Origin of the sequence: Aureimonas sp. SK2, assembly GCF_029813115.1 — a bacterium.
GTDB lineage: Bacteria > Pseudomonadota > Alphaproteobacteria > Rhizobiales > Rhizobiaceae > Aureimonas.
The window spans coordinates 185,445-200,337 of record NZ_JAPZDS010000003.1; the positions used below are offsets into that span (position 1 = coordinate 185,445).

Genomic DNA, 14,893 nt, shown 5'->3' on the forward strand with positions numbered 1-14,893 from the left:
CCGCCGCGTCTGCATCGTCAGGCGGTGATCTCGGGACCGACGAGGTCGCGCACGGCCCGCCACGTCTCCGCGTCCGGCGCCGTCAGCAAGCCCCCGCCGATATCGGTCGGCAGATAGGGCGAGCCGTCGAGCTTGCGTACGGTGCCGCCCGCCTCCTCGATGAGCAGCGAGCCGGCGAGATGGTCCCAGGGCATCAGCTTCAGGTAGAACTGAAAGTGCACATGCCCGGAGGCCATGAGGCGATATTCGTGGGCCGCCGTGCGGTAGTTGGCGAAGACGCGGATGTCGGCGAGCCGCTGGAGGAGCAGACGGCGCTGCTCGCGTGGCAGGAAGCTGGACGAGGCGACGCCGAACAGTTCGTCGATCGGCGCGGGAGCGGCGACTTGAAGGCGCTGGCGCTCGCCGTTCGGGCGAACGAGGAACGAACCGGCGCCGCGCTCGGCGATCATGAAATCGTCGCCAAGCGGATCGTAGATGATGCCGCCGATCGTCTGGCCCTTCGAGACGACGGCCGCCATCACGCCGAAGAGCGGCGCGCCCATCGCAAAGTTCGCGGTTCCGTCGATGGGATCGACGATGATGGAGAGGTCGGCCTCGCCGATCTTGGCGAGGAGCGCCGGATCGGCGGCGACGCTCTCCTCGCCGACGAAGAGCGCATCCGGAAAGGCCCCACCGCAAGCCGCCTTGATGAAGCGCTCGGCGCTCTCGTCGGCTTCCGTCACGAGGTCGATCGCGGACGTCTTCTCGCGGATGTCGCCTTCGCCGAGCCGGCGGAAGCGCGGCATGACCTCCGCCTTGGCGGCGTCGCGCAGGATGGTGGCAAGCGTATCGATGTCGAAGGTCACGGTGTCTCGTCCGATCGGGGCTGGAGGCTGGCGAAGTCGAAGAGCGCAGGGTCGAGGAGATGGCTCGGCCGCACGTTGGCGAGCGCCCGGCCGATCGTCTCGCGGCGGCCGGGGAAGCGCGATTCCATATCCGATAGGAACGCCTTCATGGCGTTGCGCTGGAGCCCATCCTGGCTGCCGCAGAGGTCGCAGGGGATGATGGGAAAGCGCATGGCGCTCGCAAAGCGCGCGAGGTCGTCCTCGGCCGAGCGGATCAGCGGACGCAGCACGAGGAGGTCGCCCTCGTCGTTGAGGAGCTTACCCGGCATGGCCGAGAGCTTGCCGCCGTGGAACAGGTTGAGGAAGAAGGTCTCGAGGCTATCGTCGCGGTGGCGGCCGAGCACCAGAGCCTCGCAGCCCTCCTCCCGCGCGATGCGGTAGAGGTTGCCCCGGCGCAGGCGCGAGCAGAGCGAGCAGTAGGTGGCGCCCGTCGGCACCTTTTCCTTCACGATCGAATAGGTGTCCCGGTACTCGATCCGGTGCGCGATGCCGTTGGCGGTGAGCCAGTCGGGGAGGACGTGCTTGGGGAAGTTCGGCTGGCCTTGGTCGAGGTTGCAGGCCAGGAGATCGACCGGCAGCAGGCCGCGCCACTGGAGGTCAAGAAGCAGCGCCAGCAGCGAATAGGAATCCTTGCCGCCCGAGATCGCCACCAGCCAGCGCGCGCCGGGCCGGACCATGGCGTGCGTCTCGATGGTCTCGCGCATCTCGCGCAGGAGCCGCTTGCGCAGCTTCTTGAAGGAGACCGAGTCCGGCACCTCGCGGAACAGCGGGTGCGCCCCGCCGCTGTCGGCGGTCTCGGCCGCCTCGTCGAGAGGCTGGTTCGGCGCGTCGTCCAGCATGGGTTCCGGTCCTCGTTTCGGGCTTCGCTTAACAAGCGGGGCCGAAAAACAAAAGGCCGCCCGGAGGCGGCCTTCTCGTCCGTTTCGCAGATGGCGAACCGATCAGCGCGAGTAGAACTCGACGACCAGGTTCGGCTCCATCACGACCGGGTACGGCACGTCGCCGAGGCCCGGAACGCGCTGGAACGTCGCGACCATCTTGGAGTGATCCGCCTCGATGTAGTCCGGCACGTCGCGCTCGGCGAGCTGGGTCGCCTCGATGAGGACGGTGAGCTGCTTCGACTTCTGGCGAACCTCGATCACGTCGCCGGCCTTGCAGCGGTACGAACCGATGTTGGTGCGAACGCCGTTGACGTTGACGTGGCCATGGTTGACGAACTGGCGGGCGGCCCAAATCGTCGGCACGAACTTCGCGCGGTAGACGATCGCGTCGAGACGCGACTCGAGCAGGCCGACCAGGTTCTCCGAGGTGTCGCCACGACGACGGGCGGCTTCCTCGTAGGTCTTGCGGAACTGCTTCTCGGAGATGTCGCCGTAGTAGCCCTTGAGCTTCTGCTTGGCGCGCAGCTGCGTGCCGAAGTCGGACATCTTGCCCTTGCGGCGCTGGCCGTGCTGGCCCGGGCCGTACTGGCGGCGGTTCACCGGGGACTTCGGACGGCCCCAGATGTTCTCGCCCATGCGGCGATCGATTTTGTACTTGGAAGACTCGCGCTTTGACATCGCATTTCCCATAGGATGAGGCGCGCGGACCACCCGCGACGCCAGGAAACGCGCCCTCCTTTGTCCGGCCTCTCGGCCGGACCGACAGGGCCGCCGAACGAAGCGCACGGCATGCCCACGGGACACGTAAAAATGAAACCGGCGGACCTTCCGATCCGCCGATGCGCAGTCCCTATTGGCCGAGGCTCCAGAAGTCAAGCCGAACCGATCACTTGCGGGCGATCACCCAGACGGCGTGGACGATGCCGGGGATGTAGCCAAGGAGCGTCAGGATGACGTTGATCCAGAAGTGCTTGCCGAGGCCGACCTCCATGAAGACGCCGAGCGGCGGCAGGAGGATGGCGAAGATGATCTTGATCAGGTCCATGGATCGGTCCGTTGGGTTTGCGTCCGCCTAACGAACGAGAGCACGTCGCATCCGTTCCCTACGGCGTCCCGGTGCGTTGGTCCCGACCACCCACTTCGCAGCCATGCAGAGGGAGACCTCCGATGTCCAATGCAGCCCGTGCCGTTCTCCTCGCTTCCCTGTTCGTCCCCACCTCGGCGCTCGCCGATGCCGAGTATCTCGCGCGCTTCGACGGTGCCTTCCGCGGCACCGGTTCGGTGCAGCGCGAGCAGGACACCTCGCCCCGGCGCGTGAATTGCAGCGTGGAGGGAAGCCAGCCCTCCGCCAACCGCCTGCGTATCGCCGGGGTCTGCCGCGCGGCTGTGATCGTGCGGCGCGAGATCGGCGCGGACATCCGGTTCGATCCGGCGAGCGGGCAGTTTTCCGGCTCCTACACGGGGTCCACCAAGGGCGTGTCGCGCCTCTCCAACGGACGGTTGCGGGGCGACACGCTGACCTTCACCCTCACCTACCCCGTTACGGTCCACGGCGACCGGACCGCGACCATGGCGATCCGCAACAGCGGGAACGGCACCTTCGCGCTCACCGTCACCGACGACGTTGACGGCACGCCGCGTCGCACCTCCGATATTATGCTTCGGCGCGGCTCACGCGGATAAGGTCGAAAGGCCGAACCCCCGGATCAGGGATCGCGTCGCCGCGTCGGGCTCGCCTCGGGTGAAGATCGCGCGGTCCGGCCCCGTGGGCAGCTCGCCTGCCGGCGGCGGGAGAAGCGACAGGGCGCGGCGGGCGATGGCTTCGGCGGGGTCGAGCCAGTCCACCGGCCAAGGCGCCGTCTTGCGCATGCGGTTGGCGAGGAAAGGGTAGTGTGTGCAGGCCAGCACGACGATATCGGTGCGCCGCCCGCGGTCTTCGATGAAGCAGGGCGCGATCTCGGCGGCCACGGCATCCTCTTCCACGAATCCGTGTCGCATGTAGCTCTCGGCCAGCGCGGCGAGGCGGACGCTGCCGACGAGATTCACCTCACATTTCGACGCCCATTGCGTGATGAGGTCGCGCGTGTACTGGCGCTTCACCGTGCCGGGCGTGGCCAGAACCGAGACGAGCCCGGAGCGCGTGCGCTCGGCCGCCGGCTTGATCGCGGGAACGGTGCCGACGAACTCCATGTGCGGGAAGGCGGCGCGCAGATCGCCCAGCACCAGCGTCGAGGCCGTGTTGCAGGGGATCATGCAGAGCGCCGGGTCGTGCTCGGCGAGAAGCTGGCCGAACAGGCCGACGATGCGGGTCCGAAGCGCTTCCTCCTCCCAGTCCCCATAGGGGAAGGCCGCGTCGTCCGCGACGTAGACGAAGCGGCGCTCGGGCATCAGGACGCGCGCCTCGCGCAGCACTGTCAGCCCGCCGATGCCGGAATCGAAGAGGAGGACCGGCCTGTCGGTCATTTCGAGCCCTTCTCGATGCGGTATTCGAAGGCCCGCAGCACCCCTCGCAGCATGCGCACCTCGGCGTCGGAGAAGCCGGCGCGGGTCAGCATGATCCGCAGATTGTGCACCATCGATTCCCGCTTCTCCGGCGGGAAGAAGAAGTTCGTCGTGTCGAGCGACGCTTCCAGGTGATCGAACAGGCGGTAAAGGTCTTCCTTGGCCGCCGGCACGATCTCGGGCGCCTGGAAACGCGGCGCGGCGCCCTCGCCGAGGCCCGACTTCATCCACTCGTAGCTCATCAGAAGCACGGCCTGGGCGATGTTCAGCGAGGCGAAGGCCGGGTTGACGGGGAAGGTCACGATCTCGTCGGCGAGGTCGACCTCCTCGTTGGACAGGCCGAACCGCTCGCGCCCGAAGAGGATGCCTGCGCCCTGGCTGGCAGAGATCCGCGCCCGAAGTTCGCCGCCTGCCTCCTCCGGCCCGCGCACCGGCTTGATCGAGTATCTCGGACGCGCGGTCGTGGCGAGGAGGTAGGTGAGATCGGCGGCGGCGTCCTGCACGCTTTCGAACAGGCGCACGGCGTCGATGACATGGTCGGCGCGCGAGGCGCTGGCGCGGGCCTTCACGTTCGGCCAGCCGTCACGCGGGTTGACGAGGCGCAGGTCGTCCAGGCCGAAATTGGCCATGGCCCGCGCCACCATGCCGATGTTCTCGCCGAGCTGCGGCTCGACCAGGATGATGGCGGGACCGCCGGTCCGGTTCTCGTCGCTTCTGTTGGTGCCGGCCAAGTCCGCCCGTCCTCGCTCGTCTGTGATTGCAGCGCACGATTATCCGAAGGAAGGGACCCGCGCAAAGGCCTGCGCGGCTTTGCTCCTCATGGGTGCGATGCTATAGCCCCGGCATCATGCCGGGGGCGGCCGCCCCCTTCATTCGAAAGCGCCCGCCCCTTCCTGACGGGCGCGCTCCCAGGGGAAAACAGCGATGGCGAAGATCAAGGTCCAGAATCCGGTCGTGGAGCTCGACGGCGACGAGATGACCCGGATCATCTGGCAGTACATCAAGGACAAGCTGATCCACCCCTATCTCGACATCGACCTCGAGTACTACGACCTGTCCGTCGAGAACCGCGACGCCACCGGCGACCAGGTGACGATCGATTCCGCCAACGCGATCAAGAAGCACGGTGTCGGCGTGAAGTGCGCCACGATCACCCCCGACGAGCAGCGCGTCGAGGAGTTCAAGCTCAAGAAGATGTGGAAGTCGCCGAACGGCACGATCCGCAACATCCTCGGCGGCGTGATCTTCCGCGAGCCGATCATCATGAAGAACGTGCCGCGTCTCGTGCCGGGCTGGACCCAGCCGATCGTCGTCGGCCGCCATGCCTTCGGCGACCAGTATCGCGCGACCGACTTCAAGTTCCCCGGCAAGGGCACGCTGTCGATCAAGTTTGTCGGCGAGGACGGTGAGGTCATCGAGCACGAGGTCTACCAGGCGCCCTCCGCCGGCGTCGCGCTGGCCATGTACAACCTTGACGAGTCGATCCGCGAGTTCGCGCGCGCCTCGTTCAACTACGGCCTCCTGCGCAACTTCCCGGTCTACCTGTCGACCAAGAACACGATCCTGAAGGCCTATGACGGCCGCTTCAAGGACATCTTCCAGGAGGTGTTCGACGCCGAATTCAAGGCCGAGTTCGACAAGCGCAAGCTCACCTACGAGCACCGCCTGATCGACGACATGGTCGCCTCGGCGCTGAAGTGGTCGGGCGGCTATGTCTGGGCCTGCAAGAACTACGACGGCGACGTGCAGTCCGACATCGTGGCGCAGGGCTTCGGCTCGCTCGGCCTGATGACTTCGGTGCTGATGACGCCGGACGGCAAGACCGTCGAGGCGGAAGCCGCCCACGGCACCGTGACGCGCCACTACCGCCAGCACCAGAAGGGCCAGGAGACCTCGACCAACTCCATCGCCTCGATCTTCGCCTGGACGCGTGGCCTCGCGCACCGCGCCAAGCTCGACGACAACGCCGAGCTGAAGCGCTTCGCCGACACGCTGGAGAAGGTCTGCATCGACACCGTCGAGGCCGGCCACATGACCAAGGATCTCGCGCTCCTGATCGGTCCGGACCAGCCCTGGCTCTCCACGACCGGCTTCCTCGACAAGATCGACGAGAACCTGAAGAAGGCGATGGCGGCCTAAGCCTCTCGCCTTACTTTGCAAGACACGAGGCCCGGTGCACCACGCACCGGGCCATTTTCGTGCGCGGCTTGAACTACTTGTGACAGTCCTGACGGAACGGCGGGGGCGAACCTTTGTTGGTCGGGCACGAAACAGCCACGGAGACTTCTATGAAGCCGAAGATTGCCGCCACCCTCCTCGCCGGCTCTATGCTCTGGGCCGCCGCCGCCAGCGCGCAGACCGCCCTCGTGGAGGTGCCGGACGCGACCATCGTGCCGCCCTTCAACATCGCGGCCGGCCTTCTCGACGATATCGACGTTTATACCGCCGAGGGCGTCGAGGTTGGAGACGTGGAGGAGATTCTCGGGCCGGATGCCAACACGCCGACGCATCTCGCCGTCGACTTCGACAATCAGGCGGGCTTCGCCGACCGCGACGTCTTGGTGCCGATCGAAGCCTTCACGCTAGACGCCAATCGCCTGATCATCTCGTTGACGCCACAGGCGGTGGCCGAACTGCCGACCTGGGACGACTGATCCGGCCGAACGCCGGAACCAGAAAGGCCGGCTCGATGCCGGCCTCTTCCGTATTCGGGGTCAGGCAGCGAGCTTCGCCTCGATCGCGGCGATCGCTTCGTCGGCCCTGTCCGCATCCGGACCGCCGGCCTGGGCCATGTCCGGACGGCCGCCTCCGCCCTTGCCGCCGATCGCTTCCGACGCAGCACGGACGAGATCGACCGCACTGAACCGGCCGGTCAGATCGGCGGACACGCCGACGACGATACTGGCCTTGCCGTCCGCCACGCCCACGAAGGCGACGACGCCGGAGCCCAGACCCGACTTCACCTCGTCCACCAGACCCTTGAGGTCCTTGGCGGCCACGCCGTCGAGGACGCGGCCGACGAAGGAGACGCCGCCGATCTCCTTGGGCGCCGAAGAGGACGCCGAACCGTCGCCAGCCAGCGCCAGCTTCTTCTTCGCCTCGGTCAGCTCGCGCTCCAGACGGCGGCGCTCCTCGACGAGCGATTCCACGCGCTCGGTGATCTCGGCCGGACCGACCTTCAGCGAGGCGGCGATCCGGCGGACGCGGGCATCCTGCTCCAGGAAGTAGTCGCGGGCTGCGGCGCCCGTCAGCGCCTCGACGCGGCGCACGCCGGCGCCGACGGCGCTTTCCGAAACCACATGGACGAGACCGATATCGCCGGTCGCGCGGGCATGGGTGCCGCCGCAGAGCTCGATCGAGTAGGCGGCCTTGGCGCTGCCCTCTTTCGCGCCACCCATCGAGACGACGCGCACCTCGTCGCCGTACTTCTCGCCGAACAGCGCCATGGCGCCGAGCGCGATCGCGTCGTCCACGGCCATCAATCGCGTTTCAACCGGCGTATTCTCGCGGATCACGTCGTTGGCGAGCGCCTCGATGCGGGCCAGTTCGTCCGCTTCGACGGGCTTCGGGTGCGAGAAGTCGAAGCGCAGGCGGTCGGGCGAGACCATGGAGCCCTTCTGGGCGACGTGGGTTCCCAGCACTTCGCGCAGACCCTCGTGCAGGAGATGCGTCGCGGAATGGTTGGCGCGGATGCGGGTGCGGCGGTCGTGATCGACGGCGAGTTCCAGCGCCGCTCCCTTTCGCAGCGTGCCCTCGGCCACCTTGCCGCGATGGATGAAGAGGCCGTCGGCCACCTTCTGCGTGTCGGTGACCGTGAATCGGACGCCCTCGCCCTTCATCGTGCCGGTGTCGCCGACCTGGCCACCGGACTCGGCATAGAAGGGCGTCTGGTTGAGGACAACGGCGACCTCCTGCCCGGCCTCGGCGCTCTCCACCTCCTTGCCGTCCCGAACCAGCGTCAGGACCTGTCCCTCGGCGGTCTCGGTGTCGTAGCCGAGGAACTCGGTCGCGCCGTCGCGCTCGCGGATCGAGAACCAGATCGTCTCGGCGGCCGCCTCGCCGGAGCCCGCCCAGCTTGCGCGGGCCTCAGCCTTCTGACGCTGCATGGCGGCGTTGAAGGCGTCGAGATCGACGCCGACGCCGCGCGCACGGAGAGCGTCCTGCGTCAGGTCGAGAGGGAAGCCGTAGGTGTCGTAGAGCTTGAAGGCGGTTTCGCCGTCGAGCATGTCGCCCTGGCCCAGCGAGCCGGAGGCGTCGTTGAGGAGCGAGAGGCCGCGGTCGAGCGTCGTGAGGAAGCGCTTCTCCTCCAGCTTCAAGGTCTCGGAAATCAGCGCCTCGGCGCGGACGAGCTCCGGGTAGGCGCGGCCCATCTCGGCGACCAGCGTCGGCAGGATCTTGTAGATCACCGGCTCGCGGGCGCCCAGCAGCTTCGCGTGGCGCATCGCGCGCCGCATGATGCGGCGGAGGACGTAGCCGCGACCCTCGTTGGACGGCAGGACGCCATCGGCGATCAGGAAGGCCGTGGCGCGCAGGTGGTCGGCGATGACGCGGTGCGACGCCAGCGCGTCGCCCTCGGCACGCGAGCCGATCGCTTCCTCGACGGCCGCGATCAGGCGGCGGAAGAGGTCCGTCTCATAGTTCGACGTGACACCCTGGAGAATGGCGGCCATGCGCTCGAGGCCCATGCCGGTGTCGATGGACGGGCGCGGCAGGTTCAGGCGCTCGCCGGGCGAGACCTGCTCGAACTGCATGAAGACGAGGTTCCAGAACTCCAGGAAGCGGTCGCCGTCTTCCTCGGCCGAGCCTGGAGGTCCGCCCCAGACGCTCTCGCCCTGGTCGTAGAAGATCTCCGAGCACGGCCCGCAGGGGCCGGTCTCGCCCATGGTCCAGAAGTTGTCGGAGGTCGGGATGCGGATGATGCGCTCGTCGGAGAAGCCGGCGATCGACTTCCAGAGCTTGGCCGCTTCGTCGTCCTCGGAATAGACGGTGACGAGGAGGCGCGACTTGTCGAGGCCGAACTCCTTTGTGACGAGATTCCAGGCGAGGCTGATCGCCTCCTCCTTGAAATAGTCGCCGAAGGAGAAGTTGCCGAGCATCTCGAAGAAGGTGTGATGCCGGGCGGTGTAGCCGACGTTGTCGAGATCGTTGTGCTTGCCGCCGGCGCGAACGACCTTCTGCGCGGTGGTCGCGCGGGTGTAGGGGCGCTTCTCCAGGCCGGTGAAGACGTTCTTGAACTGGACCATTCCGGCGTTCGTGAACATCAGCGTCGGATCGTTGCGCGGCACCAGCGGCGAGGAGGCGACCGGCTCGTGCCCGTTCTTCGCGAAATACTGGAGGAACGTCGACCGGATCTCGTTCACGCCGCTCATGGGAAACCCTTAACGCTTCGGTAGGATCGCAGCGAGAATACGCCGCAGCGCCAGCCTTTTAGCGATGGGCCGGAACCCTGTCCATGCTGGCGCGCGCTGTGCTGCATGGATATGCCGAAACGCCCGCACCGCTGATCGCGGCCGGGGTGATGGGGTGGTTGCGTCTCGTGCCGCCGTTCCTTGGAACGGGCGACGGGCCGCCGGAGGCGAACCTCTGTGGGTGGTGTGTATAAGTGGTCCGCCTCCGGCGACCCGCGCGGTGGTTGCGGTTCCGGACCGGGATGCGAAGCCGGCCCTGGCCTTTTGTTCGGGGATTACGCAGGGCGTCTCGGCCCGATGCGGCGGCGGTCTCTCACCCCGCTTGCCTTGGGCTGTCTCCAACGCCGAGTTTTCCGAGAGCCGCCTCGTTTTGGGCAGCCAACCCCCATGTGCCGAAAGGAACCGTCCGGGCCACGCCTCCTCCGGCAGGAGACGCGTCGCGGACACCGCTCGCCACCCCTCCGAACGATCCCGGTGATCATTCGCGCCCATTCGATGGGGCGGCGATGAAGGGAGGTTAGGCGAGAGGGCCACGGGTGCGGAAAAGACGGGGAAACAAAGGGTCAGGGGCGGAACACGAGTTCCATGCGATCCGCCGGGAAACGTGAGCGCATGGCCTGGATGGGCCGGCAGTCGGCGTCCACGTCCACCGCCGCGGACACGAGCACGATGGCGTCGGGCGGCAGATGCAGGTGCTCGGCGTCGATCGGCTGCACGTGCTCGGCGGTGATTCGTGTTTCCAGCCGGCGGTAGTCCAGGAGACCGTGGAGTTTCAGCGCCTCGGTGACGGAGCCTGTCTCGGCATAGTGCCGGACGATTGCGGGAAAGCGATCCGCCGGAAAAAAGCCCGTGGAAACGGAAAGCGGGAGGCCGTTGGCCACGGACAGCGTATCCAGGCGGAACAGCGGGGCACCGGTCGCGCAGTCGAGCATGGCGGCGAGCGCCTTGTCCGCCCGCACCGATTCCGAGCGGATCAGGCGCCCGGCGGGCCTTTGACCATGCGCCGTCACGTTCTCGGAGAATCGCGTGCGGGGACCGACGGGATAGGACAGGCGCGGCGACGCCGCGTTGACGAAGGTTCCCCGCCCCCGTTCGGAGCGCAGAAGGCCTTCCGCCGCCAAGGACTGGATCGCCCGGCGCACCGTATGGCGGTTCACGGCATAGCGCTCGGCAAGTTCCGTCTCGGGAGGCAGGCGATCCCCGAGCGCGCCCTCGGCGATCCCGACGCGCAGACGATCGGCGACGCGCCGCCAGAGGGTGACGCCCTCGTCCGTATCGTTCATTCCGCACGCTCCGCTGCAGCTTGCCAGCCGTCATAGGGGTGTCATCGACGCAAGGCTATACCGGAGCCGTTCAGTGCAGTAGTCTAGACAAATAGACAACTGAGATCGGTACGATGGCGATGACGATACCTTTCCTCCCGACCAGTCCCTCCGGGGCAGCCGACCGTCGACGCGCCATGGCGGCTGTGGCGCTCGCGCCTTCGCCTTTCTTAAAGTCGCGTTATGCCGATCTCGTCGATGCGGCGCCTTCCGCCCTGCCGGTGCGCGGGCCGGAGGTTGGGCTGGTCATGTTGCGCGGCCGGGCGGGCGGCGGCGGCGCGGCGTTCAACCTCGGCGAGGCAAGCGTCTGCCGCGCGACGGTGCGCCTCGAAACCGGCGAGGTCGGGCACGCGATGATCCTCGGTCGTGACGCCGAGAAGGCGCGCATCGCCGCGCATCTGGACGCGCTGTGGCAGGTCGATGCCTGGCGCGAGCGGATCGAGGCGGAGGTCGTGGCGCCGGCCCTCGCTGCCGACGCCCAGGCACTCCGGGAGCGCGCGGAAGAGACCGCGGCGACGCGGGTGGACTTCTTCACCGTCGCGCGTGGGGAGGACTGATCGTGACCGCATCCCTTTCCACTTCGGCCGTGTCGGGCGGCTTCGCGGACCCGGTGCTGGGTTCGCAGGCGGCGTTCCGCCGAATCATGGACGCCTTCGCGCGGCCCGGCACCCTGGCCGACCTCGCCGGCTTCGTCTCGGCGCCCGCGCCCCTCGGCGGCGCCGCGGCGGCCGTGATCGCCACCCTGGCGGACGCCGACGCGCCGGTGTTTCTCGACGGCGCCGACACGGCCGAGGCGGCTCGCTGGATCGCCTTCCAGACGGGCGCGGCGGTGGTCGCCGATCCGGCCGAGGCGGCCTTCGCGGTCCTGACGCCGTGTTCGGACGTCGCGACGTGGAGCCGCTTTCCGGTGGGCGACGACGCCTATCCCGACCGCTCGGCGACACTGGTCCTGCCGGTGGAGGCGCTGGAGGGCGGCCCCGTTCTGGAACTGACCGGGCCGGGGATCGAAACCGCGGCGCGGATCGCGCCGCGCGGCCTGCCGGACGGCTTCATCGCGGCGCGGGCCGTCAATCGCGCGCTGTTTCCGCGCGGCCACGACCTCGTGCTGGTTGCGGGCGACCTTTGCGTCGCCCTTCCCCGCACCACGCGCGTCGAGGAGATCTGAGATGTACGTGGCCGTAAAGGGCGGCGAGGCCGCCATCGAGAAGGCGCACAAGCTTCTGGCCGACCGGCGTCGCGGCGACCGGAACGTCCCGGCGCTGACGATCGAACAGATCGCCTCGCAGCTCGCGCTCGGCGTCGATCGGGTCATGGCCGAGGGCTCGCTCTACGATCCCGACCTTGCGGCGCTGGCCGTGAAACAGGCGCGCGGAGACCTGATCGAGGCGATCTTTCTCCTGCGCGCGTTCCGCACCACGCTGCCCCGCTTTCGCGCCGCCGAGCCGCTGGACACGGGTGCGATGCATCTGGAGCGCCGGATCTCGGCGACCTACAAGGACCTGCCGGGCGGCCAGCTCCTGGGGCCGACCTTCGACTATACCCACCGGCTGCTCGACCCTGCCATGGCACGCGACGAGACCGTCGCCGCGCCCGAACGCCGCCCCGCCACGCTCGAAGCGGCGCCGCGCGTGACCGATCTCCTCGGGGCCGAAGGGCTGATGGAGGGCGACGGAGACGCGGCGGGCGAACCCGGCGACATCACGCGCGATCCGCTCGACTTTCCCGCCGGGCGCGACCTGCGGCTCCAGGCGCTGGCGCGCGGCGACGAGGGTTTCCTCCTGGCGCTCGGCTATTCGACGCAGCGCGGCTACGGGCGGACGCACCCGTTCGTCGGCGAGATCCGCATCGGTCTGGTCGATGTCGAGGTGGAGCTTCCCGAGCTCGGCTTCGCCGTGACGATCGGGCGCGTGCGCGTCACCGAGTGCCAGATGGTGAGCCAGTTCACCGGCGGGTCCGACGAGCCGGCGCGCTTCTCGCGCGGCTACGGGCTGGTGTTCGGCCAGTCGGAACGCAAGGCGATGGCCATGAGCCTTGTGGACCGGGCGCTGCGCGCCGACGAGTACGGCGAGGAACGCCGTAGCCCAGCGCAGGACGAGGAATTCGTGATGGAGCACTGCGACAACGTCGCCGCGACGGGCTTCGTCGAGCATCTCAAGCTGCCGCACTACGTCGACTTTCAGGCCGAACTCGATCTGGTGCGCCGGCTCAATGCCGAGCGCGATACCCGAAAGGAGGCGGCCGAATGAGCACCGAGCTTCCCGCCGTCAACTTCGCCTATCTCGACGAGGCGACCAAGCGGATGATCCGCCGCGCGATCCTGAAAGGCATCGCGATCCCCGGCTACCAGGTGCCCTTCGCCAGCCGCGAGATGCCGATGCCCTACGGCTGGGGCACGGGCGGCGTGCAGGTGACGGCGGCGGTGATCGGGCCGGACGACGTGCTCAAGGTGATCGACCAGGGCGCGGACGACACGACCAACGCCGTCTCGATCCGCGCCTTCTTCCAGTCCGTGGCGCGCGTCGCGACGACCACGAAGACGACCGACGCGACAATCATCCAGACGCGTCATCGCATTCCCGAGGCGCCGCTCCGGGCCGGGCAGATCCTCGTCTACCAGGTGCCGATCCCCGAGCCGCTGCGCTTCCTGGAGCCGCGAGAGACCGAGACGCGCACGCTCCACGCGCTGGAGGAATACGGCCTGATGCACGTCAAGCTCTACGAGGACATCGCGCGCCACGGGCATATCGCGACGACCTATGCCTACCCGGTGAAGGTCGAGGGACGCTACGTCATGGACCCCTCGCCCATCCCGAAGTTCGACAACCCGAAGATGGACCGCTCGCCGGCGCTGCAGCTCTTCGGCGCCGGACGAGAGAAGCGCATCTACGCCCTGCCGCCCTTCACGCGGGTGCGGAGCCTCGATTTCGAGGACCATCCGTTCCGTGTGCAGAGCTTCCGCACGCCTTGCGCCCTGTGCGGCGGGACGGGCGTCTATCTGGACGAGGTGATCACGGACGACCGCGGCGGGCGGATGTTCGTGTGTTCGGATACGGACCATTGCGAGACGCGCCGCGCAACTGGCCATGTCGGCCTTTCGCTCGGGGAGGCTGCGGAATGAGCATCGAGACCCCGCTCCTTCAGGTCCGGAACCTCGAAAAGCGCTACGGCGTGCGGATCGGCTGCACGAGCGTCAGCTTCGACCTGTGGCCGGGTGAGGTGCTGGCGATCGTCGGGGAATCCGGGTCGGGCAAGACGACGCTGCTGTCGTGCATCTCGGCGCGGTTGGAGGCCACGGGCGGGTCCGTATCCTATGCGATGCGCGACGGCGTGACGCGGGACCTTGCCACCTTGTCGGAGGCCGAGCGTAGGCTCCTGATGCGCACCGACTGGGGCTTCGTGCATCAGAACCCGGCCGATGGCCTGCGGATGCGGGTTTCGGCGGGCGCCAATGTCGGCGAGCGGCTGATGGCGATCGGGCAGCGGCATTACGGGCGGCTGCGGGAGATGGCGGGCGACTGGCTGGGCCGGGTCGAGATTTCCGAGAGCCGCATCGACGACCGCCCGACGGAGTTCTCGGGCGGCATGCGCCAGCGGCTCCAGATCGCGCGCAACCTCGTGACCCATCCGCGCCTCGTCTTCATGGACGAGCCGACCGGCGGGCTGGACGTCTCGGTCCAGGCGCGGGTGCTCGACCTCCTGCGCGGGCTGGTGGCCGACCTCGGCCTGTCGGTCGTGATCGTGACGCACGACCTCGCGGTCGCGCGGCTCCTGTCGCAGCGGATGATCGTGATGAAGGACGGGCGCGTGGTCGAGGAAGGCCTGACCGACCGCGTGCTGGACGACCCGCACCATCCCTACACCCAGCTCCTCGTCGCCTCGATCCCGGAGTCCTGACG

At 68.0% G+C, this 14,893-nt stretch carries 16 protein-coding genes; 8 read left to right on the forward strand and 8 right to left on the reverse strand.

Features of this window, described 5'->3' with window-relative positions:
- Window positions 1-17: 17 nt before the first annotated feature.
- The 4 genes from O5O54_RS05675 to O5O54_RS05690 all read right to left on the reverse strand — a co-directional run bounded on the left by O5O54_RS05675 (window position 18) and on the right by O5O54_RS05690 (window position 2,810).
- Window positions 18-845, reverse strand: coding sequence for an inositol monophosphatase family protein (locus tag O5O54_RS05675; RefSeq protein ID WP_279479753.1), 828 nt, complete (start codon window positions 843-845; stop codon window positions 18-20).
- The gene (gene ttcA / locus O5O54_RS05680) at window positions 842-1,723 is read right to left on the reverse strand and encodes a tRNA 2-thiocytidine(32) synthetase TtcA (RefSeq protein ID WP_279479755.1); all 882 of its coding nucleotides are present in this window, start codon (window positions 1,721-1,723) and stop codon (window positions 842-844) included. Before ttcA ends, O5O54_RS05675 begins: the two co-directional genes overlap by 4 nt.
- Before the next feature lie 102 nt (window positions 1,724-1,825).
- On the reverse strand, window positions 1,826-2,443 hold the full coding sequence (gene rpsD / locus O5O54_RS05685; RefSeq protein ID WP_090959598.1) for a 30S ribosomal protein S4: 618 nt from the start codon (window positions 2,441-2,443) through the stop codon (window positions 1,826-1,828).
- Between the two features lie 208 nt (window positions 2,444-2,651).
- Window positions 2,652-2,810 carry a YqaE/Pmp3 family membrane protein gene (locus O5O54_RS05690; protein WP_279479760.1) on the reverse strand — a complete coding sequence of 53 codons (159 nt, stop codon included), beginning with the start codon at window positions 2,808-2,810 and terminating at the stop codon, window positions 2,652-2,654.
- A gap of 122 nt (window positions 2,811-2,932) precedes the next feature.
- Between O5O54_RS05690 and O5O54_RS05695 the strand changes: the two genes are divergently transcribed.
- Window positions 2,933-3,448 carry a hypothetical protein gene (locus O5O54_RS05695; RefSeq protein ID WP_279479761.1) on the forward strand — a complete coding sequence of 172 codons (516 nt, stop codon included), beginning with the start codon at window positions 2,933-2,935 and terminating at the stop codon, window positions 3,446-3,448.
- On the opposite strand, the gene murI is transcribed toward O5O54_RS05695, so the two are convergent.
- Both murI and O5O54_RS05705 read right to left on the reverse strand, forming a co-directional pair.
- Window positions 3,437-4,228, reverse strand: a complete 792-nt coding sequence (murI, locus tag O5O54_RS05700; RefSeq protein ID WP_279479763.1) for a glutamate racemase — start codon at window positions 4,226-4,228, stop codon at window positions 3,437-3,439. The two genes, O5O54_RS05695 and murI, sit on opposite strands and share 12 nt — an antisense overlap.
- Entirely contained in the window at window positions 4,225-4,998 is a 774-nt protein-coding gene (locus O5O54_RS05705) for an RNA methyltransferase (RefSeq protein WP_279479765.1), read from the reverse strand. The genes murI and O5O54_RS05705 overlap by 4 nt, the downstream gene beginning before the upstream one ends.
- 193 nt (window positions 4,999-5,191) lie before the next feature.
- Between O5O54_RS05705 and O5O54_RS05710 the strand changes: the two genes are divergently transcribed.
- Both O5O54_RS05710 and O5O54_RS05715 read left to right on the forward strand, forming a co-directional pair.
- Window positions 5,192-6,406 carry an NADP-dependent isocitrate dehydrogenase gene (locus O5O54_RS05710; protein ID WP_279479766.1) on the forward strand — a complete coding sequence of 405 codons (1,215 nt, stop codon included), beginning with the start codon at window positions 5,192-5,194 and terminating at the stop codon, window positions 6,404-6,406.
- 149 nt (window positions 6,407-6,555) lie between these two features.
- On the forward strand, window positions 6,556-6,921 hold the full coding sequence (locus O5O54_RS05715; protein ID WP_279479768.1) for a PRC-barrel domain-containing protein: 366 nt from the start codon (window positions 6,556-6,558) through the stop codon (window positions 6,919-6,921).
- 60 nt (window positions 6,922-6,981) lie between these two features.
- Here the strand turns inward: O5O54_RS05715 and alaS are convergent, their stop codons facing one another.
- On the reverse strand, window positions 6,982-9,636 hold the full coding sequence (gene alaS, locus O5O54_RS05720) for an alanine--tRNA ligase (protein WP_279479769.1): 2,655 nt from the start codon (window positions 9,634-9,636) through the stop codon (window positions 6,982-6,984).
- A 602-nt stretch (window positions 9,637-10,238) separates the two neighbouring features.
- On the reverse strand, window positions 10,239-10,958 hold the full coding sequence (gene phnF, locus O5O54_RS05725; RefSeq protein ID WP_279479771.1) for a phosphonate metabolism transcriptional regulator PhnF: 720 nt from the start codon (window positions 10,956-10,958) through the stop codon (window positions 10,239-10,241).
- A 119-nt stretch (window positions 10,959-11,077) separates the two neighbouring features.
- Here phnF and phnG point away from each other — a divergent pair, with 119 nt between their 5' ends.
- From phnG to phnK, 5 genes are read left to right on the forward strand one after another with little or no spacing between them, the layout of a single operon-like run.
- A complete protein-coding gene (phnG, locus tag O5O54_RS05730) occupies window positions 11,078-11,554 on the forward strand; it encodes a phosphonate C-P lyase system protein PhnG (RefSeq protein ID WP_279479773.1) in 477 nt (158 codons plus the stop codon).
- 2 nt (window positions 11,555-11,556) lie between these two features.
- Window positions 11,557-12,162, forward strand: coding sequence for a phosphonate C-P lyase system protein PhnH (gene phnH / locus O5O54_RS05735; RefSeq protein WP_279479775.1), 606 nt, complete (start codon window positions 11,557-11,559; stop codon window positions 12,160-12,162).
- Window position 12,163: 1 nt separating this feature from the next.
- Complete coding sequence (locus O5O54_RS05740) at window positions 12,164-13,243, forward strand: carbon-phosphorus lyase complex subunit PhnI (protein WP_279479777.1); 1,080 nt, start codon at window positions 12,164-12,166, stop codon at window positions 13,241-13,243.
- Window positions 13,240-14,115, forward strand: a complete 876-nt coding sequence (locus O5O54_RS05745) for an alpha-D-ribose 1-methylphosphonate 5-phosphate C-P-lyase PhnJ (protein WP_279479779.1) — start codon at window positions 13,240-13,242, stop codon at window positions 14,113-14,115. The genes O5O54_RS05740 and O5O54_RS05745 overlap by 4 nt, the downstream gene beginning before the upstream one ends.
- Entirely contained in the window at window positions 14,112-14,891 is a 780-nt protein-coding gene (gene phnK, locus O5O54_RS05750) for a phosphonate C-P lyase system protein PhnK (RefSeq protein WP_279479780.1), read from the forward strand. Before O5O54_RS05745 ends, phnK begins: the two co-directional genes overlap by 4 nt.
- Window positions 14,892-14,893 lie beyond the last annotated feature (2 nt).

Excerpts from the sequence above, each read along its gene's own strand:
- O5O54_RS05710 (WP_279479766.1), top strand. The coding sequence starts at position 5,192 with ATGGCGAAGATCAAGGTCCAGAATCCGGTCGTGGAGCTCGACGGCGAC.
- O5O54_RS05690 (WP_279479760.1), bottom strand. The coding sequence starts at position 2,810 with ATGGACCTGATCAAGATCATCTTCGCCATCCTCCTGCCGCCGCTCGGC.
- phnG (WP_279479773.1), top strand. The coding sequence starts at position 11,078 with ATGACGATACCTTTCCTCCCGACCAGTCCCTCCGGGGCAGCCGACCGT.
- O5O54_RS05695 (WP_279479761.1), top strand. The coding sequence starts at position 2,933 with ATGTCCAATGCAGCCCGTGCCGTTCTCCTCGCTTCCCTGTTCGTCCCC.
- O5O54_RS05715 (WP_279479768.1), top strand. The coding sequence starts at position 6,556 with ATGAAGCCGAAGATTGCCGCCACCCTCCTCGCCGGCTCTATGCTCTGG.
- rpsD (WP_090959598.1), bottom strand. The coding sequence starts at position 2,443 with ATGTCAAAGCGCGAGTCTTCCAAGTACAAAATCGATCGCCGCATGGGC.
- murI (WP_279479763.1), bottom strand. The coding sequence starts at position 4,228 with ATGACCGACAGGCCGGTCCTCCTCTTCGATTCCGGCATCGGCGGGCTG.
- phnF (WP_279479771.1), bottom strand. The coding sequence starts at position 10,958 with ATGAACGATACGGACGAGGGCGTCACCCTCTGGCGGCGCGTCGCCGAT.
- alaS (WP_279479769.1), bottom strand. The coding sequence starts at position 9,636 with ATGAGCGGCGTGAACGAGATCCGGTCGACGTTCCTCCAGTATTTCGCG.
- ttcA (WP_279479755.1), bottom strand. The coding sequence starts at position 1,723 with ATGCTGGACGACGCGCCGAACCAGCCTCTCGACGAGGCGGCCGAGACC.
- O5O54_RS05740 (WP_279479777.1), top strand. The coding sequence starts at position 12,164 with ATGTACGTGGCCGTAAAGGGCGGCGAGGCCGCCATCGAGAAGGCGCAC.
- O5O54_RS05745 (WP_279479779.1), top strand. The coding sequence starts at position 13,240 with ATGAGCACCGAGCTTCCCGCCGTCAACTTCGCCTATCTCGACGAGGCG.
- phnK (WP_279479780.1), top strand. The coding sequence starts at position 14,112 with ATGAGCATCGAGACCCCGCTCCTTCAGGTCCGGAACCTCGAAAAGCGC.